This is a genomic window from Streptomyces endocoffeicus (genome assembly GCF_016741935.1).
Taxonomy (GTDB): domain Bacteria; phylum Actinomycetota; class Actinomycetes; order Streptomycetales; family Streptomycetaceae; genus Streptomyces; species Streptomyces endocoffeicus.
The window spans coordinates 343,079-363,547 of sequence record NZ_JAERRG010000003.1; the positions used below are offsets into that span (position 1 = coordinate 343,079).

Genomic DNA, 20,469 nt, shown 5'->3' on the forward strand with positions numbered 1-20,469 from the left:
GCCCTGACCCACGTGGCGCGGGGCCCTGACCCACGTGGCGCGGGGCCCTGACCCACGTGGCGCGGGGCCCTGGCTCATCCGCGCGGGTCAGGGCTCCTCGTCCCGGCTGAGCTGACGCCCGAGGCTGCGGACGAGGTGCTCCGCCATCGCCTCGGCCGCGCGGTCGGCATTGCGGCGCAATATCGCGTGGACCACGCGCTGGTGCTCCGCGAGGGTCGGGTCATCGGCGCCGAGTTGGCTGCTCAGCCGGAAGATATGCAGATGGGAGTGGAGCCGTTCCACCGCGTCCGCGAGCAGCGGCCGCCCGGACGCCTGGGCGATCGCGTCGTGGAGGCGCTGGTCGAGGGCGGCGAAGCCGCGGTAGGCCGCATAGCGTCCGGCGGCGGTCCCCGGGTGGGTGTGCATCTCCTCCGCGATCCGCTCGATGGCGTCGAGCTGGTCCTCACTGGCGTTGACCGCGGCGAGGGCGGCCGCCCTCGGCTCCAGCAGCTGCCGCATCTCGAAGAGCTCCTCGAGCCCCTGCCGGGTCAGCAGCTCGGTGGTGCGGTATCCCGACAGCGGCCTCTTCACCACCAGGCCGTCCGCCTCCAGCCTGGCCAGCGCCTCCCGGATGGGGGTCGGGGAGACGCTGAGGGAGCGGGCCAGGGCCTCGATGCTGACGCGTGCGCCGGGGGTGATCTCATGGTCCATGACCATGGCCTTGATGTTCTCGTAGACGCTGTCCGAGAGCGCCTGACGGGCGGGCGGCACATCCCGTCCCTGCCCTTCCCGCGGTGCCCCGGTCGCGGAGGTGTCCTGCGGCGGCATCCGGCCTCCTGCTGCTGATCGGGGCGTATCGGGGCAGCAACAGTTTACCCAGGTGAGGGACGCCGTTCAGGGGCGAGCCGAGCCGGGCCCGGCCATCGCGGGCCCTGATCGGCGAGTGGTGTCACCGGTGCGGGGGCGGCGCCTGGGGGCTGGCGCGGTGGGCGAGCGGTTCGCCGCGCAGAAAGCGGGCCACTTCCGCCGCCACGATCCGGGCGGTCCGCGCAGCGCCTCGATGAGCTCCTCTTCGGTGCCGGACGCCTCGTCGACCTCGGCCACCTTGCCGAACGGCGTGTGCGGCCAGGGCAGCCGCAGCTCGCGGATGTCGAGTGCGCCGTGGCCGGGGACGGCGTTCCGCAGCTCCTCGGTGAGCGGTCGGGGCAGCACGAGTGGTCGCCGGCGGCGAGGACGGTGGTGGGCACGGTGGCACTCCGGAGGAAGGGGTCAGTCGGTGGTCAGGGCCGGGGCGTTGAGCCGCAGCAGCGATGCCCGGCCGTCCCATAGGCGCAGTTCGGTCAGGGCGCCGTTCTCCAGCCGCGGAAACACCTGGCGGTAGCGGGCGAGCGGAATGCCGAGCAACCGGCACAGGGCCAGGCGGACGAGGGTGGAGTGGGCGACGACCAGGACCCGTCCCTCCGGCACCTCATGGGCGATGTCCGTCAGACAGGCGATCGCGCGGTCGGCGGCCACGGCGGGGTCCTCACCGCCGGGCAGGTGGTGGGCGACCGGATCGGCCAGGAACGCGCCCAGCTCCGCCGGGAACCGCTCCCGCATCTCCGCCCGGGTCAGCCCCTCGCCGCGCCCGAAGTCCACCTCGTACAGCCGCTCGTCGACGCGCGGGGTGAGGCCGAGCGCGGCGGCGGCGGGCTCGGCGGTGAGCCGGGCGCGGGACAGCGGTGAGCTGAGCACCGCGTCCAGCCGCTGTCCGGTGGCCCAGGCGCCGAGCTCGGCGGCCTGCTTGTGCCCGTGTTCGGTCAGTGGCACATCGGTGCGTCCGGCGTAGCGGTTCTCCGCGTGCCACACGGTCTCCCCGTGCCGTACGAGGACGAAGTCGGTCACTGATCGGCCTTTCTGCGGGCGTGGGCGGCCACCTCCGGCTCCAGCCAGCCCCGGCGGACCAGTTCGTCGACGAAGCCGAGGTAGACCGGGAGCAGCCGTGCGGTGCGAGCGGGATCGGGATGCAGTCCGACTCCGTCGCGCACCATGGAGGCGGCGGCCCGCTCCAGCGTGACGCCCGAGGCGGTGGCGGCGAGCACCGCCATGCCGACGCCGCTCTCGGCCTGCTCGGGCAGGGTCACGCTCCGGCCGAGGAGGTCGGCGCGCAGCCGCGACCAGTAGCGGTTGCGGGCGCCGCCGCCGGTCAGACTCAGCGGGCCGGCCACGGAAGCGCCGATGTGATCCAGGTGGTCGAGGCAGAGCCGCTCCACACAGGCCACGCCGAGCAGACAGGCATGGAACTCCTCCGCCGCGCCGGAGGGTTCGCCCAGGACGAAGGGGCGCGCGTCGGGCGCGCGGAACGGAAAGCGCTCGCCCCGCTCGCCGACGAGCGGGTAGACGACCGCGGTGGAACCGGTCGCGGCGGCCGCCTCGGTGAGGGCGTCGAGGTCGGCCCCGGGGAAGCGGCGGGACAGCACGCCCGCGCCGCTGCTGGAGGCACCGCCGGGCAGCCAGCCGCCGCCGGGCCCGCGGTGGCAGTAGACCACCCCGGCGGGGTCGCGCACCGGACGGGGACTGGCGCCCTTGAGGACCAGGGTGGTGCCCAGCACCGAGTTCCAGGCCCCCGGGCCGAGCGCGCCCGCCCCGATCTGGGCCGCGCAGCCGTCGGTCATCCCCGCGACCATGGGTGTGCCGACGGGGATCCCGGTGACGGCGGCGGCCCGCGCGCAGACCGTGCCGATCACCGTGCCGGGCCGTACGACCTCCGGCAGCAGGCCGTCGGGGACGCCGAGGGCGGCCAGCTCCTCGGCGGGCCAGCGGTCGGCGAGCAGGTCGTAACCGGTCTTCAGGGCGTGGCTGGCGTCGCCGGGGGTCTGTTGTCCGGCCAGCCGCCAGGTGATCAGGTCGGCCTGGTGCAGCAGCCGGGCCCCCGGCGGGACATCGGTGTGCTGGAGCAGCCACAGGAGTTTGGGCAGCGCCCAGGACGGCTGCATGGTGCGGTAGCCGAGCCTCTCCCAGACCGCCGCGCCGACGGTGTTGACGCGGTCGGCGTGGCCCGCGGCGCGCCCGTCGTCGTACATCAGGGCCGGGGTGAGGGGCGTTCCGGACGGGTCGGCGAGGAGGACGGTCCCGGAGGTGGCGTCCACCGCCACACCCCGCACCCGCCCGTCGTCGATGCCGCTCAGGGCCTCGCGGCAGGCGGCACCGGCGGCGGACCACCACTGCTCGGGGTCCTGTTCGTGGCGTACGCCGGCACGGTGGCCGGTCAGGGGGCGGGAGGCCGCGGCGAGCAGCTTCCCGGTGCCGTCCACGGCGACCGCGCGCACGCTCTGCGTACCGAGGTCCAGACCGAGATGGACGGCGTCGGGGGAGAGGGCGTCAGACATGCGAGGTTTCCGGACGGGGGTCGTGGGGGCGCTGAGCGGGGGTGTCGGCGGACGGTCGGGCCGGCGACGGGCCGGGTCCCCGGGATGACGACGGGCCGGGTCCCCGGGATGACGGCGAGCCGGATTCCCGGGATGGCGACCAGCCCAGGGACCGGGCCGCGTCCCGCCAGGCCAGGTGTGCCGCGGACAGCTCGTCGTAGAGCGCGGCCCGGTCCGGGTCCGGTGCCCAACTGGCCCCCATGCAGACGTACTTGGCGGCGGCCTCCGCCATGCTCCGCTCGGCGCCGGTGAGCACCAGACCGGTGAGGAAGGCGCCCTTCGCGCCCAGCTCGGTGTCGGTGCCGCGCGCCGTCGGGACGCCGGTGGCGTCGGCGATGAGCTGACACCAGCGGTCGCTGCCCGCGCCTCCGCCGCACATCCGCAGCTCGTACACCTCGGTTCCGGAGGATCGCAGGCAGTCCCGTACGACGAGGGACAGCCCCTCGAAGACCGCACGGGCCAGGTCGGCGCGGGTGTGGTCCAGCGACAGGCCCCAGAAGGTGCCGCGGGCCCGTCCGTCGAGGAACGGCGCGCGCTCCCCGGCGGGTGAGAGATAGGGGAGGAAACCCAGCCCGGCGGCGCCGGGTTCGGACGCGGCGGCGAGGTCGCCGAGCGCGGCGGGGCTCTCGACGGCCAGCGTCCGGCACGCCCAGTCCAGCACCTCGGTGCCCGACAGGGTGGGGAGGGCGCGCAGCAGGCGGTCGTGGCGGCCGAAGGCGATGGTGATGCCGCACGGCTCGCCCGAGGTGTCCACGCATCGGCGCACCACCTCGGTGCACAGGGTGGTGCCGAGGATGGCGCAGGCCTGTCCGGGGTCGACGACCCCGGCGCCGCGGGCGGTGGCGGCGATGTCGTAGGGGGCCATCACCACGGGAAGGCCGGTGGGGAGGCCCAGTTCGTCCGCCGCCCGGTGGGTGAGCTCGGCGACGCACTCGTCGGGTCCGAGGACGCGCGGCAGCAGCCGACGGGCCCACGCCAGGCCGAACAGGTCCACGATCGCCGGGTCGTACGCGCCCGTGGCGTGGTCGAGGAAGGGGGCCGACGCGTCGGAGGCGTCGATCGCCGTGACACCGGTGAGCCTCAGGAACAGCCAGCCCGCCGCGGTCAGCGCGGTGTGCGAGCGCTCCAGGCGCGCCGGGTCGTGCTCGGCGAGCCAGGTGAGCACCGCGTTCGGCATGCCCGCGCAGGTGAGGGAGCCGTTGCGGCGGTACGCCTCGGCCAGGACGCCATCGGCCTGCCAGCCCGCGAGCAGATCACCGGCGCGCCCGTCGGACCAGAGGATCGCCGGGCCGGTGGGGCGGCCGTCGCCGTCGACCGGCCAGCAGCCGTCCCCCTGGGCCGTGAACGCGATCAGCCGCACCGCGTCGTGTCCGGGGCCCAGCTGGGCCAGGGCGCCGCGCACGGTGGCGGCGACCCCGCGCCACACGGCGTCCATGTCCTGCTCGGCCCACCCGGGGTGCGGTCGCAGCACCTCCGTACCGATGCGGGAGACCGCCACTTCCCTTCCCTCGGTGTCGAACACGACGGACTTGATGACCGACGTGCCGACGTCGACAGTGAGAACCGTCATGACCGAAATACCTGCCCCTTCACCACGGCTGGAGCAGCGGCGCACCAATGGGTCGCCACCGCTCCGGGGAACCGATGCCGTCGGCGGAATTCCGCGCCGGCAAACCCAGAGAATCGCCGCCGGGAAGCCACGTCAATCGGGGCGCGGGATTATCCCGCGACCGGCCCGCGGCACCGTGCGATGTCCTGGGCCACCGGCCCCGCACACGGGGGAGGCGCCGCCCCGCGCGCGTGTTACCTTCGCGTGAGTTTCACATCACTTCGTCTCATGTCGGTCCGCCGGGGTGGTGCGGAAGGGATAAGGAGCCGCAGGCCATGACCCGTACGGATGGGCAGGAGGAGCGGCGGCGCCGACTGCGTGAACTGGTCACGACCAAGGGCTTCGTCCGGACCTCGGACCTGGCGGCCGAGTTCGCCGTCAGTGTGATGACCATCCACCGCGACCTGGACGCCCTCCAGGCGCAGGGCTGGCTGCGCAAGGTGCGCGGCGGCGCGAGCTGTCTGCCGTCCACGCAGTTCCACGGCAGTGTCGGCGAGCGCATGACGACCATGGCGCAGACCAAACAGCGGCTGGCGCGGGCGGCGGCCGAGGAGCTGGCTCCCGGCCAGATCGTGGTGATCGACGACTCCACCACCTGTCTGGGCCTGGTCCAGCACCTGCCCCACCACACACCGGTCACGGTGATCACCAACTCGCTGCCCGTCATCACGGCTCTGGCCAAGGAGCCCGGGGCGGCGCTGGTGGCGCTCGGCGGCACCTACTTCCCGGCGTACGACGCGTTCATGGGACCGCACACCGCGCAGAGCATGTCCGCCTTCCGCGCCGATGTGCTGTTCATGTCCACCACCGCCGTCACCTCGGGCCGCTGCTATCACATGTCACCGGAGACGGTGCAGGTCAAGCAGGCGATGATGGCCGCCGCGGCGCGCCGGGTACTCCTCGTCGACCATACGAAGTTCGCCAACCAGGGGCTGTACGCCCTGGCTCCGCTCACCGACTTCGACCTGGTCGTGGTGGACGACGCGGCACCGGCCGGAGAGGTGCGCGGGCTGCGTGAGCGCGGCGTCGATGTGCGTATCGTCCCTCGGTGATGTCACACGTGAACATCACGTCGACTTCACACGGCGCCCGTCGGGGAACGTCCGGTGGCCACCCTGCTGCGCTGTCCGCCCGCACCCTCCCGCGCCCCGATACGTCCGCTGTGGCGTCGGACGAGACACATGGGGACTTGCCGGAGACGTCCAAGCTCTGACGCCGCCCGGCGGAAGATTTGCCGGGTGATCCGGCCCGTACGACACCTTGACACCCCAATACATCGGATGTTCTGATGCCGATGCGTCCTGGTAAAAAGGGCCGGCCAAAGGAGTCGCCATGGGTCGGATCACGACAGTGACGGTCAGGTACTTCAGTTTCCCTACGCGTCGAGCGCACCATGGAGCGGCCGCCGTACACACGGCGCCCGGCTTACTCGGTATCTGACGTTCACCACACCCGCCATATCTTCTCGCCCCACCCCACTCGCCGTGGTCGGGGCTTTCCCACAGCAGCCGCAACCGCATCCGCATGCGCATTCCATGCCCGCGTTCCGTGCTGCCCGTGTACGGCCATCCGAGCACGCACATGAAGTGGACTCCGCTATGAAAAGACGACTCCTCGTCGGTGTCACCGCGGCGGCCGCCGCCTGGGGAATGCTGGTGGGATGTTCCTCCAGTTCCAGCACGTCCAACCAGTCGAAGGACAAACTTGTCTGGTCGATGTGGATCGCGGGCTCGTCCGACAAGGCGGCCTGGCAGCAGGTGGCGAATTCGGTCAGCGCCGAGGGCGGCCCGAAGGTCACGATCCAGGGCGCACCCTTCAACGACTACTTCACCAAGCTCCGCACCCAGCTCAGTACCGGGAGCGCGCCGTGCGTCGTGAGCATCCAGAGTCTCCGCGCGGCGAATTACACCGATGTCCTGCGGCCGATCGACTCCTACGCCAAGAAGGGCGGGCTCGATCTTTCCGAGTTCGACACCACCGCCCTGAACGGAATGAGGGTCGACGGAAAGCTGTACGCCCTGCCGTATGACACCGGGCCCATGCTGCTCTTCTACAACAAGGACCTGTTCCGGCAGGTCGGTGCCCAGGAGCCGAAGCCCGGCTGGACGCTCGCCGACTTCAACGCGGCCGCGGCGAAGTTCAAGGCGGCGGGAAAGACGATGTTCGCCTCGAGCGTCTCGGACATGAACCTCGAATCGATAATCCTCGGCTACAACGGCGGCCGGGTCATCAAGGCCGACGGAACTCTCGATCCGTCGAACCCCGCATTCGCCAAGGGGCTCGACTGGCTCTCCTCGCTCGTCAAGAACGGCACCGCCACCCAGGCCAGCGCGGACACCGACGCCCCCTCCAACAACTTCGTGTCCAAGAGAGTCGGCATGTATCTCGACGGCCCCTGGTCACTGCTCGACAAGAAGGGCAAGGTGAAATTCCCGATCGGGGTCACGACCATACCCACCGGCCACACCTCCGGTCCGGCCACTTTCTCGGCGGGGTCCGGATTCGGCATCTCCAAACAGTGCGCCTACCCCGACCAGGCGTTCAAGGCCATCAAGACGATGACGAGCCAGAAGGTGCTCACCTCCCTGGCGCGGCAGGGGCGGGCCTTCCCCGGCCGCACCGCCGCCCAGCAGACGTGGTACGAAAACGCGCACATCGACGGCGTCGAGAGCGTCCTCAAGACGGCCCAGAAGGCATCGACACCACTGCCCGGCAACAAACAGAGCGACCAGCTCCAGCAGCTCTTCTCCCAGTACGGAATCCAAGCCGTCAACGGACAGCAGTCGGGCGCCGAGACGATGAAGTCCATCGCGGGTCAGCTCGGGCAGTGACGGACGTGACAACGGAGCAGGCCGCCCCGGCCGAGGAGGAGGTGGTGACGGTGCCGGTGGCCGCCCCGGGCACCGCCATCGCGGTGGACGAGGAGCCCGAGGCGCGGCGCCCGGCCGAGGTCGGGCGCCGCTCATGGTGGGGCGCGGCGTTCGCCGCGCCGCACTCGATCGGGCTGGCGCTCTTCACCGTGGTCCCGATCGTCGCGTCCCTCGTCGTGAGCTTCATGAACTGGCCCATGATCGGCGACCACACCTGGACCGGGCTGGAGAACTACCGCCGGCTCTTCGACGATCCGGTCTTCTGGGTCGTGGTGCGCAACACGGCCGAGTACGTGATCCTCTATGTGCCGCTGAACCTCGTGGTCTCCCTCGGGCTCGCGGCCTGGCTGACACCGCGGATCAGACACCGGCACATCTTCCGGGTGCTGTTCTTCATCCCGACCATCACCCCGCTGGTGGCGAACGTCGTCGTCTGGCGGATGCTGTACCAGCCCGACGGCCTCATCGACGCCACGCTCCAGTCCACCCTCGGCGAGCACGCCCCCAACTTCCTCGCCGACGACACCTGGGCGATGTTCGCGGTCGTGGCGATGAGCGTCTGGGCGGGCTTCGGCTACAACATGCTCATCTTCTCCGCCGCGCTCGACGCGGTGCCGGACAGCCAGATCGAGGCCGCCCAGCTCGACGGCGCGAGCGCGTGGCGGACCTTCTGGCATGTGAAGTTCCCGGCCATCTCGCCGTCGATCTTCTTCGCCACCATGATGACGCTCATCACCTCGTTCCAGGTGTTCACCCAGCCGTTCCTGCTCACCAAGGGCGGCCCGGGGACGGAGACGGAGACCCTCGTCCAGTACATCTACAACACCGGCTTCCAGAACCAGCAGCTCGGGCTCGCCTCGGCGGGCGCCTGGGTGCTGTTCGTGATCATCCTCGGCATCACGGCGGTCCAGTTCCTCGGCCAGAAGCGGTGGGTGCACTATGAGTAGCGGCGGTATGAGCAGCGGCGGTACGCGGACGACGGGAGCGGCACCGCGGGCGCGGCAGGCGATCGGCTATCTGATCCTGTGCCTCATCGCCCTGGCCTTCATGGCACCGCTCATCTACATGGTCGCCACGAGCCTCAAGCCCGAGTCGGAGACCTTCACCACCCCGCCGGCCCTCTGGGGCTCCGCGCTCCGGTGGCAGAACTACACCGACGTCTTCAGCTATCTGCCGTTCGCCCGCTTCATCCTCAACGGTGTCCTCGTCGCCGCCGTCGGCACCGCCATCAACGTGACGGTCGCGGCACTCAGCGGATACGCCTTCTCCCGGCTGCGCTGGCGTGGCCGGAACGTGGTGTTCCCGCTGTTCCTCGCGACCCTGATGATCCCGCAGGACGTCCTCGTCATCCCGATGTACGTGATGATGCAGAACCTCGGATGGGTGGACACCTTCCAGGCGCTCATCATCCCGTGGGCGTTCACCGCGCTCGGCGCGTTCCTGCTGCGCCAGTTCTTCCTGACCGTTCCCCAGGAGCTGGACGACGCGGCCCGGGTCGACGGCGCCGGGACCGTGCGCACCTTCCTCAGCGTGATGGTGCCCCTGGCCCGGCCCACCCTCGCCGTGCTCGCCGTCTTCACCTTCATCAGCTACTGGAACTCCTTCCTGTGGCCCCTCGTGATCGTCAACGATGTCAACGCGCGCGCCACCATCCCGCTCGGCCTCCAGGCGTTCTTCGGCCAGCAGGGCAATGAGTGGAGCCTCGTCATGGCGGCCTCGGTGATATCGATGCTGCCGACCGTGATCATCCTCGTCCTCCTCCAGAAGCACCTCGTGCGCGGCATCGTCACCAGCGGCCTGGGCGGCCGCTGACCCCTGTGCGCCGCCTCCTCTCCGGGAAAGGAATCCCCCTCGATGGCCATCCCCGCCTGGTTCACCGAAGACCGCTTCGGCATGTTCATCCACTGGGGCCTGTACGCCCTGCCCGCCCGCCACGAGTGGGTGAAGAACCGCGAACGCATCACGGACGAGGACTACGACCGCTACTTCCGCCACTTCGAACCGGACCTCTTCGACCCCCGCGAGTGGGCGCGGTCCGCCAAGCGCGCCGGAATGAAGTACGTGGTGCTCACCACCAAGCACCACGACGGCTTCTGCCTGTGGGACTCCAAGCTCACCGACTACACCTCGATGAACACCCCGATCGGCAAGGACCTCGTCGCCGAGTTCGTCGAGGCCGTGCGCGCCGAGGGGCTGCGCGTGGGCTTCTACCACTCGCTCATCGACTGGCACCACCCGGACTTCGTCATCGACGGCCTCCACCCGCGCCGTGATGACCCGCCGGAGGAGATCAAGCGGCTCAACGAGGGCCGCGACATGGCCCGTTACCGCGCCTATCTGCACGGTCAGGTCGAGGAGCTGCTGACCGGCTACGGCACCATCGACTACCTCTTCTACGACTTCTCGTACAAGGACGACGACCACCACGACGTGTGGAACGGCAAGGGCAAGGAGGAGTGGGGCTCGGAGGAACTCCTCGCGCTCACCCGCAGGCTGCAGCCCGAGATCATCGTCAACGACCGGCTCGCCATCCCCGGCGACCTCGTCACACCCGAGCAGTACCAGCCCGACCGGCCCATGGAGGTCGACGGGCGGCCGGTGGTGTGGGAGGCGTGCCAGACCCTCAACGGCAGCTGGGGCTACGACCGCGACAACCTCAATGTGAAACCGGTCGACCTGCTGGTCCGGATGCTCGTCGACGGCGTCGCGAAGAACGGCAACATGCTGCTGAACGTCGGCCCCACCGGACGCGGTGACTTCGACGCCACCGCCCTCGCCACGCTGGCGGGGATCGGTGCGTGGATGTCCCGCCACCAGCGCTCCATCCACGGCGCCGGCCCCTCCCCCCACCGCGCCCCGGTCGACACCCGCTACACCCAGCGCGGCAACCGCCTCTATCTGCACCTCTTCACCTGGCCCTTCGGCCATGTCCACCTGCCGGATCTGGCGGGCAAGGTCGAGTACGCGCAGCTCCTGCACGACGCGTCCGAGATCAAGTACCGCGAGATCGACCCGTCGATCAAGGCGCAGAACACCGGCCTCGGCGGCCAGCCGCCCGGCACCCTGACCCTGACCCTGCCGGTCGTCCGCCCCGATGTGGCGGTCCCGGTCGTGGAACTGTTCCTGCGCCAGAACACCTGACCCTTGACCGGGGCGCGGACCCCCTCACCTCCGGTGAGCCCAGAAGCGGCCCGCGCCCCGGTACGCCGTCAGATGGCCGTGGCGCGCCGCGGGTCGGTGCGGTGACGTACCTCCTCCGAGGACCCGGGGTCGTTCGGGCGGTCCAGGGAGCGCCACCACCGCGCCACGTCGGCGCCGGTGGCGAACCACACGTCCCGGCGCCGCCGCATATACGCCAGGAACTCCTCCAGCACCCCGATCCGGCCCGGCTTGCCGATGCAGGACGGCTCCAGGGTGATCACACAGCACAGCCCATAGCTGTGGTACGCGTCGAACTCGGCGCACCAGTCGTCCAGGGTCTGCCCGTATCCGGCGATCCGCACCTGACCGGCGGGGTAGGCCGGTCCGTAGTTGAACATGAAGCGGGGGAAGTCATTGAGCTCCCAGTGGGCCGGAACGTCCACCAGCGGGGCGGCGCCGGGGCCGGTGGCCGGGTGCAGCAGGGTCGGCCGGTCGTCGCCCCGGGCCAGGGAGGTCCAGGTGAAGCCCAGTTCGCCGAGCACACCGGCGGTGTCGTCGCCGATCTCCGCGGAGGGCGGCCGGAAGCCGGTGGGCCGCCGCCCGGAGATGTCCTCCAGCACCCGCGCGGAACGCTCGATGGCGCGGCGCTGCCCCTCGGCGTCGAGGGTCGCGTAGTCCTCCAGGCCGTCGCCGCGGGAGGCGATCTCATGGCCGCGGGCGGCCACGTCCCGCACCGTCCCGGGATAGCGCTCGGCCACCGTCGCCGGGATCATCCAGCTGGCGCGCACTTCGGCCGCCTCGAGGGCGTCGAGCATCCGGGGAGCGCCGCGCTTCGGGCCGTACTCGCCCATGGACAGGGTCTTGGGCCGCTCGTGGCAGGACTCGTCCAGCCGCAGCCAGAACAGTTCGGCGTCGAGGTTCACCGTCACCACGACCGCGCACCGGGCGCCGTCCGGCCAGGGCGGGTTCTCCTCCAGCCGGGGCCGCGCCTGCTCGCTCCGCACCGCGTTCTCCTTCCGTCTCGTCCCCGCGTCTCAGTGGTGTGTCCGCCACCACTGGGCGATCTGGCTCCCGGTGGCGAACCACACATCGTCATGGGAGCGGATGTGCTCGATCAGCCGGCGCAGCAGCAGCACCCGGCTCGGCTTGCCCATGACTTCCGGGTGCATCATCACCACGTAGCACAGCCCGTAGCGGTAGTAGCCGTCGAACTCCCGCCGCCAGTTGTCCAGGGTGAGCTCGGTGCCGGCGATCCGGTCCTGGCCGCGCGGCTCCGCCGGGACGTCGTTGTAGGCGAACTGGGGGAAGTCGTCCAGCTCCCACTGCGCGGGGATCTCGATGAGGTCCGTGTCGCGCCCGTCGATCCGCCAGCGGTACGGGCGGTCGTCGCCGCGCATGGAGCTGGAGTAGGAGAAGCCGAGATCGCACAGCAGTTGGGGGCTGTCGGCGCGGAAGTCACCGGAGGGGGTGCGGAATCCCACGGCCGTGGTGCCGGCCACCCGCTGGAAGATCTCCTGGCTGCGCTCGATCAGCGCACGCTGCTCGGCGATGGTCTTCGAGTAGTACAGCTCGTGCAGATAGCCGTGGTGGCCCAGCTCATGGCCGCGGTCCGCGATCGTCTTCAGCAGTTCGGGCCAGCTCTCGGCGGTCCAGCCGGGGACGAAGAAGGTGGCGGGGATCCGGAAGTCCTCGAGCAGGTCCAGGATCCGGGGGGTGCCCCGGTGCGGGCCGTAGGCGCCGAGCGAGAACAGCCGGGGGGAGCGCCAGATGTCGGGGGCGTCGCCGAGGTTGGCCAGCAGCGCCGGGCCGTCCACGTCGAAGCTCAGCATCACGGCACAGCGGGCGCCGCCCGGCCAGCGGGGGCGGTCGACGGCCCCCGGCCGGGGCCGGTAACCGGGCGTCGGGGCAGCGGAAGTGGTCATGGAACGCTCCGTAGTGTCTGCTACGAACTTGTCGTGAATGCGACGGGAGGAAAGTAGGATGCGCTACGGACGCACGTCAAGAGAGGGCAGCCCATGGAACTGGCGGAGATCCCGGAGGGTGCGCCGCTCCAGCAGCGGGTGGCGGCCGCCTGGCCGCGGCTCGCTCCCGCCGAGCAGAAGGTCGCGGCGTTCCTCAGAGAGCATCCGCAGGAGGTGGGCTTCTCCTCCGCCGGCGAACTCGGCGTGCTCACCGGCACCAGCGACGCCACCGTGGTCCGCACCGCCAAGGCCCTCGGCTACAGCGGCTTCACCGGTCTCAAGCACGCCGTGGCCCGGTCGCTCGCCACCTTGATGCGGCCCTCCGCGCGGCTGCGCAGCCGCGTCGAGCACATGGCCGGATCCACCGAGGAGTTGCTGGACCGGGTCTTCGAGGATGCCGCCGAGGTCATCCACGAGACCCGGCGCAGCCTGCGCGCCGACGCCTTCGCCGCGGCCGTGGAGCGGCTGCTGCCCGCCAAGGAGGTCATGGCCTTCGGCGCCGGGCCGTCCGGCATCATCGCCGAGTACCTCGCGCTGAGGCTCAACCGGCTGGGGCTCAAGGCCCGTCACACGGCGGACATGGGCTTCGGACTGCCGGACGCGCTGGTGCCGCTCTCGGCGGACGACGTCGTGGTGATCTTCGCCCCGGCCCGGCTCTTCAAGGAGATCGAGGTCATCATCGACCACGCCGAGGAGGTGGGCGCCCCGGTCGTCCTGATCACCGACGCCCTCGGACCGGCGCTCGGCGACCGCGTGGCCGTCACCCTCCTCGCCACCCTCTCCGCCTCCGGAGCCACCCGCGAGACACTCGGCTCACTGGCCGTGGTCGATGCCCTGGCCCTGGCCGTGGCCTCCCAGTTGGGCGAGCGCGCGCTGGAGACCTCCGAACTGCTGACCCGTCTGCGCGGCCACTTCCTGCCGCTCAACAGCCCCCATTACGGCCGCGATGAGTGAGGCCGTGCGCGTCCTGTCGACGTCTCACCAGGTGGGCGGTCTTGGCCAGGCATCCGACACGCGGTACCGTCGGTGCGATATCGACGATGGTCTGACGGAAGCCGGTGGGAATCCGGCACGGTCGCGCCACTGTGAACGAGACGTATCCGAAGGGGACGTTCCGTGAGTCAGACCCGCAGCCATCGTCCTGTGCACCACCGAGATGGGACGCGAACTCCCTAGTAGGAGGCCACTGCCATGGCGCAGCATGTCGCTCAGCCGACAGCCACCACTCCCGCCCTCCCCGCCACGCTGCCGCTGAAGGCGATAGCTCCCTGGGCCGTCTTCTTCGGCATCCTGATGCTGGTTCTGCTGTACTTCGTCGGCGCCGAGCAGGGCGCCACCGCGGTCGTCTCCGGCGAGGGCGTCCACGAGTGGGTGCATGACGCCCGCCATCTGCTCGGCTTCCCCTGCCACTGACGCGAGGGACGCCGCACCCCCATGAACTCCGCAACGGTAAGAAACCTGCTGGTGCGGGGCATGCTCGCCGGTCTTGGTGCCGGTGTGCTCGCCCTGATCGCCGCCTATTTCCTCGGTGAGCCGAGCGTCGACCGCGCGATCGGCTTCGAGGAGGCCCACGCCCCCGGGCATGAGCACGAGGTCGAGATCGTCTCCCGTAGTCTGCAGTCCACCGCGGGCCTGGCCACCGGTGTGCTGATCTACGGGATCGCGTTCGGCGGCATCGCCGCCCTCGCCTACTGCGTCGCCCTCGGCCGCGTCGGCCGCTTCACCCCGAGGGCCACCGCGCTGCTGCTGTCCGGCTGCGCGCTGCTCGCGGTCTACGTCGTGCCGTTCCTGAAGTACCCGGCCAACCCGCCCGCCGTCGGCAACGGCGACACCATCAGCAAGCGGACGATCCTGTACTTCCTGATGATGGTGCTCAGCGTGCTGCTCGCGATCGCCGCCACCATCCTCGGCAAGCGGCTCGCCCCGAAGCTGGGCACCTGGTACGCCACCGTCGCCGCGGTGGCCGCCTTCGCCGTCGTCATCGGACTGGCGTTCGCCTTCCTGCCTGTCATCAACGAGGTCCCGGCGGACTTCCCGGCCACCGTCCTGTGGCGGTTCCGGCTGTCCGCCCTCGCCATGCAGGTGATCCTGTGGGGTGGCTTCGGTCTCCTCTTCGGCGAACTCGCCGAGCGGATGCTGAACCCCAAGCCCGCGAAGGCCGAAGAGAGCCGGGCGATGGCGGCCGCCCCGAACTGACCACGCCGAGACGCACGAGGGCCCCGCGGAGAAATCCGGGGGCCCTCGTGCGTTGTGAGGACACCCGGACACCCGGGCACTCGGGCCGGGGCGCCTGGAGTCACTTCCGCGGGGACAGGTGCCGCAGTCCGTTCTCCAGCAGCGCGAACGCGAGCTCCGCGTCGGCCACCGCACCCGCGTAGCGCTCGTCGGCCGGTTCCCCGTACGTCACGCGTGCGGTGTTGTCCTGCGCCAGTGACCACTGGACGGCGACGATCTGGACGGCGGCCAGCCGCGCGGTGAGTTCCGGGGTGTCCGCCGTCTCCCGCAGCGCCTGCGCGAGCGCGCGTTCGGCGCCGTCCTTGAACCGCGCCATCCGGGCCACCAGCGAGGGGGTGTCGAGGATCATCCGGGTGAGCTTGAGGATCTGGGGATGGTCGTTGAGCCCGGTGATCGGGTCGCGTTCGCGCAGGCCCTTGAGGAAGTGCTCGCGCAGCGCGGTCAGCGGGGCGGTGCGGGGCGGACGGGCCCGTACGACGCGGGCGCTTTCGGACTCGTGGTCGGCGAGGCGGTGCACCACGAGGTCTTCCTTCGCCGGGAAGTAGGCGAAGAGCGTGCGCTTGGACACCTCGGCCGCCTCGGCCACCTGGGCCACCGAGACCTGGTTGAAGCCGTGTTCGAGGAAGAGCGTGATCGCCGCCTCGGAGATCGCCGTGTGGGTCCGCTGCTTCTTCCGCTCCCGTAGCCCTGGCTTGCTGTCCACGGCGTCCACCGTAGCAGAGCAATTGCCCTCAGGAGATTTCTGCACCTGGTATACATATAGACCGAGGCGAGAAATCGAGGAGGAGTGACCGTGTCGACGGAGAAGACGGAGAAGACGGAGACGATGGCGATGACGGAGAGCGCGGCCGACGTCGTCATCGTGGGCGCCGGCCCGACCGGGCTGATGCTGGCGTACGAGCTGGCGCTGGCCGGGGCCGAGACCCTGGTGCTGGAGAAGCTGCACCAGCGCATCGAGCAGGTGAAGGGCGGCGCGATCCAGCCCCGTACGGCCGAACTGCTGGAGTCGCGCGGGCTGTTGGAGCCGATGCTGCGGCGGGCCACCCCGCGTGACCCGGTGGGCGGGCACTTCGCGCTGCTGCCCGTGCCCTTGGACTGCACCCCCTGGCGGACCAGGCACAACGGCCCGATCGCCATCCCCCAGTGGAAGATCGAGGAGGTGCTCGAGGAGCGGGCGACCGCCGCCGGCGCGCGGGTTCTGCGCGGGACCGCCGTCTCGAAGGTCGAGTCGGACGAGGACGGCGTGGTCGTGACGGCGGACGGCCTGGCGGCGCGGGCACGCTATCTGGTGGCGTGCGACGGCGGCCACAGCACGGTGCGGAAACTGCTGGAGCTGCCGTTTCCCGGCCGGGCCGGGACCCATCAGGCGGTGCTGACCGACATCCGGCTGACCACGGTGTCCTCGCTGGTGCCGAAGCGGATGGGGCACATCAGCACCATGACCCGTCAGGTGGGCGGCTACTGGGCCATGCTGGTCCCGGTCGGCGGCGACCTGTACCGCTTCACCTTCGGACACGCGGACCAGACGGACACCGCCCGCGACGCCCCCGTCACCCATGAGGAGATCGCCACCGCGCTGCGGGAGATATACGGCGAGGAGACCACCCTCGGGGCCGTGGACAACTCCTCGCGCTTCGGCGACGCCACGCGACAGCTGGAGCAGTACCGCGTGGGCCGCGTGCTGTTCGCGGGCGACGCCGCCCACATCCATTCGCCGATGGGCGGCCAGGGGCTCAACCTCGGTATGCAGGACGCGATCAACCTCGGCTGGAAACTGGCCGCGGTCATCCAGGACCGGGCGCCGGGCGGCCTCCTGGACAGCTACCACGCCGAACGGCACCCGGCCGCGGCCCGGGTCCTGCACCACACGTCGGCCCAGCGGGTCCTGGCGGACACGAACCCGAGCGAGGACGTGACCGCCCTGCGCGACATCTTCATCGACCTGCTGCGCCTGCCCGATGCCAACCGCCACCTCGCGGGGCTGATGTCCGGCCTCTCGCTGCGCTACGAACTGCCCGGCGAACATCCCCTCACCGGGCAGCGCGTGCCGGACGCCGACCTGGTCACCGAGGCCGGTGCCACCCGGCTGTCGGCGCTGTTCGGCTCGGGCCACGCCGTTCTGCTCGATCTGGCCGGAGCCGTCCCGGACGGCCTCCGGCTCCCGCCGCGCGTCGACCTCGTCCGGGCCACCTGCGCCGACGACCTGGGCGCCGCCGCCCTGCTCATCCGCCCCGACGGCTATGTGTGCTGGGCGGCGGACACCTCGGCCGCCTGCGACGAGACCCTGCTCGCCACCATCGGGGGCGGCTTGACGAAGGTGCGCTGAGCCGGGCGCGTCAGGCGCTGTGCGGGCGGCGCTCAGTCGTCCAGGGGGAGCAGGACGCGGAAGGTGGCGCCCTCGTCCGGGGCCGTGAGCACCTCCACCCGGCCGTGGTGGGCCGTCACCAGGGAGTGGACGATCGCGAGGCCGAGCCCCGCGCCTCCGCTCTTGGTGCGGCCGCGGGCGTCATCCGCGCGGTAGAAGCGGTCGAAGGCGCGGGCGGCCTGCTCCTCGGACATCCCCGGACCCTCGTCGTGCAACTCCAGCACCGCCAGACCGTCCTGGGTGCCGACGCCGATCCGGACCGGGGTGCCGGGCGGGGTATGCGCCACCGCGTTGCCGACGAGGTTGGAGGTCACCTGGCGCAGTCTCGCCTCGTCGCCGAGCACCGGCGCGCCCCCCGGCGGCCCGCCGCCGGGGCCGGTGAGGGTGACGGGGCGCCGTGGATCGAGCGCGCGCAGGTCGTGCAGGGCGTCGACGGCCAGGGTGCGCAGGTCCATCGGGGTGGGATGGAGCGGGAGGTCCGCGGCGGCGGCGTACTCGTCGAGGCGGGCGAGCAGCAGCAGGTCCTCGACCAGCCGGACCAGCCGTGCCGCTTCCCGCTCGATACGGCCCATCGCGGCGTCGACATCGGCGCGCTCGGGCATGCCGCCCATCCGGTACAGCTCGGTGAACCCCTTGATGCCGAAGAGCGGGGTGCGCAGCTCATGGCTGGCGTCCGCGATGAAGCGGCGCATCCGCTCGGCGGCGGCCGCCCGCGCCGCGTCGCTCTCCTCGACCCGGTCCAGCATGCCGTTGAGCGCCGCGGCCAGACGGCCGAGTTCGGTACGGGAGGCGGCCAGCTCCGGGACGCGGCTGGACAGGTCGCCGTCCGCGATCGCCGCCGCGGTGGTCTCGACCCGGCGCAGCGGGCGCAGCCCGGCGCGTACGGCGAACCACCCGGCCCCGCCGAGCAGCGCCAGCACCAGGGAGTCGATGAGCAGCATCCGGGTGCCGAGCTGTCTGATCGTCGCGTCGACCGGGGTGAGGGAGGCCGCGATGACGACGCTGTGGGTGTCCTCGGCCCGCTTGTGCTGCTCTCCCGGCGCGTTGAGCGGTACGGCGATCGCCCGCCATGCCGCACCGGCGTCGGCGGCCGGGGCCTCGAAGGGCCGGCGGCCGCGCTCGCCGACCGCCACCGAGTCGAGCGGGGGCAGGGCGGGAGCGCTGTGCGCCGCGGGCCGGATGACCTGCCGGACGCGGCCGTCCGGGCCGAGGGAGGCCAGATAGACATCGCCGGTCAGCTGCTGCTCCACGGTGTCGCGCACCCGCGATGTCCGGTCGCCCGCCATGTCGGACGGGTCGGTGAGGCGCGCGGTGACCGTGGCGGCGGTGCGGAGCCGGTTGTCCAGCTGATGCACCAGGTCGCGCTGGAGCAGGACGACGGCCAGAGCGTTGCTGCCCAGCAGGGCGACCACGAGCAGCATCAGGGCGATCGCCAGCAGCCGGCCGCGCAGCGAGAGTCGGCCACGGAGGGAGAGTCGGCCGCGTAGCGAGAGCCGGCCACGGAGCGAGAGCCGACCGCGCTCGGGGTTCTCGCTCACCGCGGTGGCCTCCGCAGCACATACCCGGTGCCGCGCACCGTATGGATCAACTTCGGTTCGCCCAGGTCCACCTTGCGCCGCAGATAGCTGATGTACGAGGCGACGATGCTGTCGTCGCCCCCGAAGTCGTACTGCCAGACCAGCTCCAGGAGTTGGGACTTCGACAGCACCTGTCCGGCGTTCTCCATCAGCACGCGCAGCAGGCCGAACTCGGTCGGGGACAGCCGGACCGGCTGCCCGCCCCGGACCACCTGATGGCTGTCGGGGTCCAGCTCCAGATCGCCGACGAGCAGCCGGCCGTCGGACTGGCGGCCGCTCACGCGGCGCAGAATGGCCCGGATGCGCAGGATCAGCTCCTCCAGGTTGAACGGCTTGGTGACGTAGTCGTCACCGCCCGCCCTGAGCCCGCTGATCCGGTCCTCGGGGGCATCGCGGGCGGTGAGGAACAGCACCGGGGGATGGCCCGCCGCGGCGAGCGGCTGCTGCCCGCGCAGCCGGTGGACGACCTCGAAGCCATCGATGTCGGGCAGCATCACATCCAGCACGATCAGGTCGGGACGCCGCTCCCGCACCGCGGCCAGCGCCTCTTCGCCGGTCGCGACCGCGACCACGGCGAAGCCCGCCAGCCGCAGACTCGCGGAGAGCAACTCGCGCAGCGTCGGCTCGTCCTCCACCACCAGCAGCCGTTCCGATGCCGTCATCCGTCCCGTCCCCACCCGATCGTCCGTCGTCCCCTGGTCTTCCGGCCCGTCAGAAGGGCCCTAGGCGTCGCGTCGGCGGAAGACGATGAACGCCGCGGTCAGCAGGGCCGCGACACACCCTGCCATGACGGCGAGCCCGGACCAGGGAGCCAGCAGTGCCCGATCGCGGTAGCCGGTGATGATCTGGCCACCCGCGATGGGCGGCCAGTACGTCGCCACCCAGTCGCCGACCGCCCTCGGCAACGCCGGCGCGAACGCCTGCACGATCAGCATCGCGCCGAACAGGGTCGTCACCGTCGCCGTCGTACTGCGGATCACCGCGCCGATCGCGAGGCCGAACAGCGCGGCGAGCGTCAGATAGAGCCCGCCGCCCAGAATGCCGCGCAGTGCCTGAGGATCGGACAGGCCGAGGTGCGGGGCGTCCGCGCCCGCCAGCGCCGCCTGCCCGACGAGAAAGCCGCTGACGGACACCAGCAGCCCGACCGGCAGCGCGACCCCGACCAGGACCGCGGCTTTGGCGGCCAGCACCCGGGCCCGGTGCGGTACGGCGGTCAGCGTGCTGACGATCGTGCGGGCCCCGTACTCGGAGGTGATCGCCATGCCGCCCAGCAGCCCGAGGGCGATCTGCGCCACCAGATAGCCCCGCAGGCTGGTGGCGAGCGG

General features: G+C 71.3%; 19 protein-coding genes and 1 riboswitch. Of the genes, 9 read left to right on the plus strand and 10 right to left on the minus strand.

From position 1 onward, the window contains the following. Positions 1 to 87: 87 nt before the first annotated feature. The 5 genes from JK364_RS11655 to JK364_RS11675 all read right to left on the minus strand — a co-directional run bounded on the left by JK364_RS11655 (position 88) and on the right by JK364_RS11675 (position 4,956). The gene (locus JK364_RS11655) at positions 88 to 807 is read right to left on the minus strand and encodes a GntR family transcriptional regulator (protein ID WP_201850386.1); all 720 of its coding nucleotides are present in this window, start codon (positions 805 to 807) and stop codon (positions 88 to 90) included. Positions 808 to 873: 66 nt separating this feature from the next. Next, entirely contained in the window at positions 874 to 1,191 is a 318-nt protein-coding gene (locus tag JK364_RS55255) for a hypothetical protein (protein ID WP_230991770.1), read from the minus strand. A 57-nt stretch (positions 1,192 to 1,248) separates the two neighbouring features. Beyond that, the gene (locus tag JK364_RS11665) at positions 1,249 to 1,863 is read right to left on the minus strand and encodes a histidine phosphatase family protein (RefSeq protein ID WP_201850388.1); all 615 of its coding nucleotides are present in this window, start codon (positions 1,861 to 1,863) and stop codon (positions 1,249 to 1,251) included. Further along, positions 1,860 to 3,347, minus strand: coding sequence for an FGGY-family carbohydrate kinase (locus tag JK364_RS11670; protein ID WP_201850390.1), 1,488 nt, complete (start codon positions 3,345 to 3,347; stop codon positions 1,860 to 1,862). The genes JK364_RS11665 and JK364_RS11670 overlap by 4 nt, the downstream gene beginning before the upstream one ends. After that, on the minus strand, positions 3,340 to 4,956 hold the full coding sequence (locus tag JK364_RS11675) for an FGGY-family carbohydrate kinase (RefSeq protein WP_201850392.1): 1,617 nt from the start codon (positions 4,954 to 4,956) through the stop codon (positions 3,340 to 3,342). Before JK364_RS11675 ends, JK364_RS11670 begins: the two co-directional genes overlap by 8 nt. 314 nt (positions 4,957 to 5,270) lie before the next feature. Between JK364_RS11675 and JK364_RS11680 the strand changes: the two genes are divergently transcribed. The 5 genes from JK364_RS11680 to JK364_RS11700 all read left to right on the plus strand — a co-directional run bounded on the left by JK364_RS11680 (position 5,271) and on the right by JK364_RS11700 (position 11,006). Continuing rightward, positions 5,271 to 6,047, plus strand: a complete 777-nt coding sequence (locus JK364_RS11680) for a DeoR/GlpR family DNA-binding transcription regulator (protein ID WP_201850394.1) — start codon at positions 5,271 to 5,273, stop codon at positions 6,045 to 6,047. A 546-nt stretch (positions 6,048 to 6,593) separates the two neighbouring features. After that, positions 6,594 to 7,826, plus strand: a complete 1,233-nt coding sequence (locus JK364_RS11685; protein ID WP_201850396.1) for an ABC transporter substrate-binding protein — start codon at positions 6,594 to 6,596, stop codon at positions 7,824 to 7,826. Continuing rightward, positions 7,823 to 8,812 (plus strand): carbohydrate ABC transporter permease, encoded by a 990-nt coding sequence (locus tag JK364_RS11690; protein ID WP_307841235.1) that lies wholly within the window; start codon positions 7,823 to 7,825, stop codon positions 8,810 to 8,812. The genes JK364_RS11685 and JK364_RS11690 overlap by 4 nt, the downstream gene beginning before the upstream one ends. Positions 8,813 to 8,819: 7 nt before the next feature. Next, on the plus strand, positions 8,820 to 9,677 hold the full coding sequence (locus JK364_RS11695; protein WP_201850398.1) for a carbohydrate ABC transporter permease: 858 nt from the start codon (positions 8,820 to 8,822) through the stop codon (positions 9,675 to 9,677). Between the two features lie 42 nt (positions 9,678 to 9,719). After that, the gene (locus JK364_RS11700; protein ID WP_201850400.1) at positions 9,720 to 11,006 is read left to right on the plus strand and encodes an alpha-L-fucosidase; all 1,287 of its coding nucleotides are present in this window, start codon (positions 9,720 to 9,722) and stop codon (positions 11,004 to 11,006) included. A 68-nt stretch (positions 11,007 to 11,074) separates the two neighbouring features. Here the strand turns inward: JK364_RS11700 and JK364_RS11705 are convergent, their stop codons facing one another. Beyond that, a complete protein-coding gene (locus JK364_RS11705) occupies positions 11,075 to 12,010 on the minus strand; it encodes a polysaccharide deacetylase family protein (RefSeq protein WP_201850402.1) in 936 nt (311 codons plus the stop codon). Between the two features lie 30 nt (positions 12,011 to 12,040). After that, positions 12,041 to 12,928 (minus strand): polysaccharide deacetylase family protein, encoded by an 888-nt coding sequence (locus JK364_RS11710; protein WP_201850404.1) that lies wholly within the window; start codon positions 12,926 to 12,928, stop codon positions 12,041 to 12,043. 93 nt (positions 12,929 to 13,021) lie between these two features. Between JK364_RS11710 and JK364_RS11715 the strand changes: the two genes are divergently transcribed. The 3 genes from JK364_RS11715 to JK364_RS11725 all read left to right on the plus strand — a co-directional run bounded on the left by JK364_RS11715 (position 13,022) and on the right by JK364_RS11725 (position 15,163). Further along, a complete protein-coding gene (locus JK364_RS11715) occupies positions 13,022 to 13,921 on the plus strand; it encodes a MurR/RpiR family transcriptional regulator (RefSeq protein ID WP_201850406.1) in 900 nt (299 codons plus the stop codon). Positions 13,922 to 13,965: 44 nt separating this feature from the next. After that, positions 13,966 to 14,100: riboswitch (cobalamin riboswitch) on the plus strand. 58 nt (positions 14,101 to 14,158) lie between these two features. Continuing rightward, entirely contained in the window at positions 14,159 to 14,380 is a 222-nt protein-coding gene (locus tag JK364_RS11720; RefSeq protein ID WP_201850408.1) for a CbtB domain-containing protein, read from the plus strand. Between the two features lie 21 nt (positions 14,381 to 14,401). Continuing rightward, positions 14,402 to 15,163, plus strand: a complete 762-nt coding sequence (locus tag JK364_RS11725) for a CbtA family protein (RefSeq protein ID WP_201850410.1) — start codon at positions 14,402 to 14,404, stop codon at positions 15,161 to 15,163. 100 nt (positions 15,164 to 15,263) lie between these two features. Here JK364_RS11725 and JK364_RS11730 read toward each other — a convergent pair whose 3' ends face one another. Beyond that, positions 15,264 to 15,905 (minus strand): TetR/AcrR family transcriptional regulator, encoded by a 642-nt coding sequence (locus JK364_RS11730; RefSeq protein ID WP_201850412.1) that lies wholly within the window; start codon positions 15,903 to 15,905, stop codon positions 15,264 to 15,266. Positions 15,906 to 16,034: 129 nt separating this feature from the next. Between JK364_RS11730 and JK364_RS11735 the strand changes: the two genes are divergently transcribed. Then, positions 16,035 to 17,528 (plus strand): FAD-dependent monooxygenase, encoded by a 1,494-nt coding sequence (locus JK364_RS11735; RefSeq protein ID WP_372461941.1) that lies wholly within the window; start codon positions 16,035 to 16,037, stop codon positions 17,526 to 17,528. Positions 17,529 to 17,560: 32 nt separating this feature from the next. Here JK364_RS11735 and JK364_RS11740 read toward each other — a convergent pair whose 3' ends face one another. Further along, positions 17,561 to 18,988, minus strand: a complete 1,428-nt coding sequence (locus JK364_RS11740) for a sensor histidine kinase (RefSeq protein WP_201850735.1) — start codon at positions 18,986 to 18,988, stop codon at positions 17,561 to 17,563. A 113-nt stretch (positions 18,989 to 19,101) separates the two neighbouring features. Further along, the gene (locus JK364_RS11745) at positions 19,102 to 19,806 is read right to left on the minus strand and encodes a response regulator transcription factor (protein ID WP_201850414.1); all 705 of its coding nucleotides are present in this window, start codon (positions 19,804 to 19,806) and stop codon (positions 19,102 to 19,104) included. Positions 19,807 to 20,469 lie beyond the last annotated feature (663 nt).

Bases quoted from the DNA above. Each gene is read 5' to 3' on its own strand.
- JK364_RS11655 (WP_201850386.1), bottom strand. From the start codon at position 807: ATGCCGCCGCAGGACACCTCCGCGACCGGGGCACCGCGGGAAGGGCAG.
- JK364_RS11670 (WP_201850390.1), bottom strand. From the start codon at position 3,347: ATGTCTGACGCCCTCTCCCCCGACGCCGTCCATCTCGGTCTGGACCTC.
- JK364_RS11675 (WP_201850392.1), bottom strand. From the start codon at position 4,956: ATGACGGTTCTCACTGTCGACGTCGGCACGTCGGTCATCAAGTCCGTC.
- JK364_RS11680 (WP_201850394.1), top strand. From the start codon at position 5,271: ATGACCCGTACGGATGGGCAGGAGGAGCGGCGGCGCCGACTGCGTGAA.
- JK364_RS11685 (WP_201850396.1), top strand. From the start codon at position 6,594: ATGAAAAGACGACTCCTCGTCGGTGTCACCGCGGCGGCCGCCGCCTGG.
- JK364_RS11695 (WP_201850398.1), top strand. From the start codon at position 8,820: ATGAGCAGCGGCGGTACGCGGACGACGGGAGCGGCACCGCGGGCGCGG.
- JK364_RS11700 (WP_201850400.1), top strand. From the start codon at position 9,720: ATGGCCATCCCCGCCTGGTTCACCGAAGACCGCTTCGGCATGTTCATC.
- JK364_RS11710 (WP_201850404.1), bottom strand. From the start codon at position 12,928: ATGACCACTTCCGCTGCCCCGACGCCCGGTTACCGGCCCCGGCCGGGG.
- JK364_RS11715 (WP_201850406.1), top strand. From the start codon at position 13,022: ATGGAACTGGCGGAGATCCCGGAGGGTGCGCCGCTCCAGCAGCGGGTG.
- JK364_RS11720 (WP_201850408.1), top strand. From the start codon at position 14,159: ATGGCGCAGCATGTCGCTCAGCCGACAGCCACCACTCCCGCCCTCCCC.
- JK364_RS11725 (WP_201850410.1), top strand. From the start codon at position 14,402: ATGAACTCCGCAACGGTAAGAAACCTGCTGGTGCGGGGCATGCTCGCC.
- JK364_RS11735 (WP_372461941.1), top strand. From the start codon at position 16,035: ATGACGGAGAGCGCGGCCGACGTCGTCATCGTGGGCGCCGGCCCGACC.
- JK364_RS11740 (WP_201850735.1), bottom strand. From the start codon at position 18,988: ATGCTGCTCGTGGTCGCCCTGCTGGGCAGCAACGCTCTGGCCGTCGTC.
- JK364_RS11745 (WP_201850414.1), bottom strand. From the start codon at position 19,806: ATGACGGCATCGGAACGGCTGCTGGTGGTGGAGGACGAGCCGACGCTG.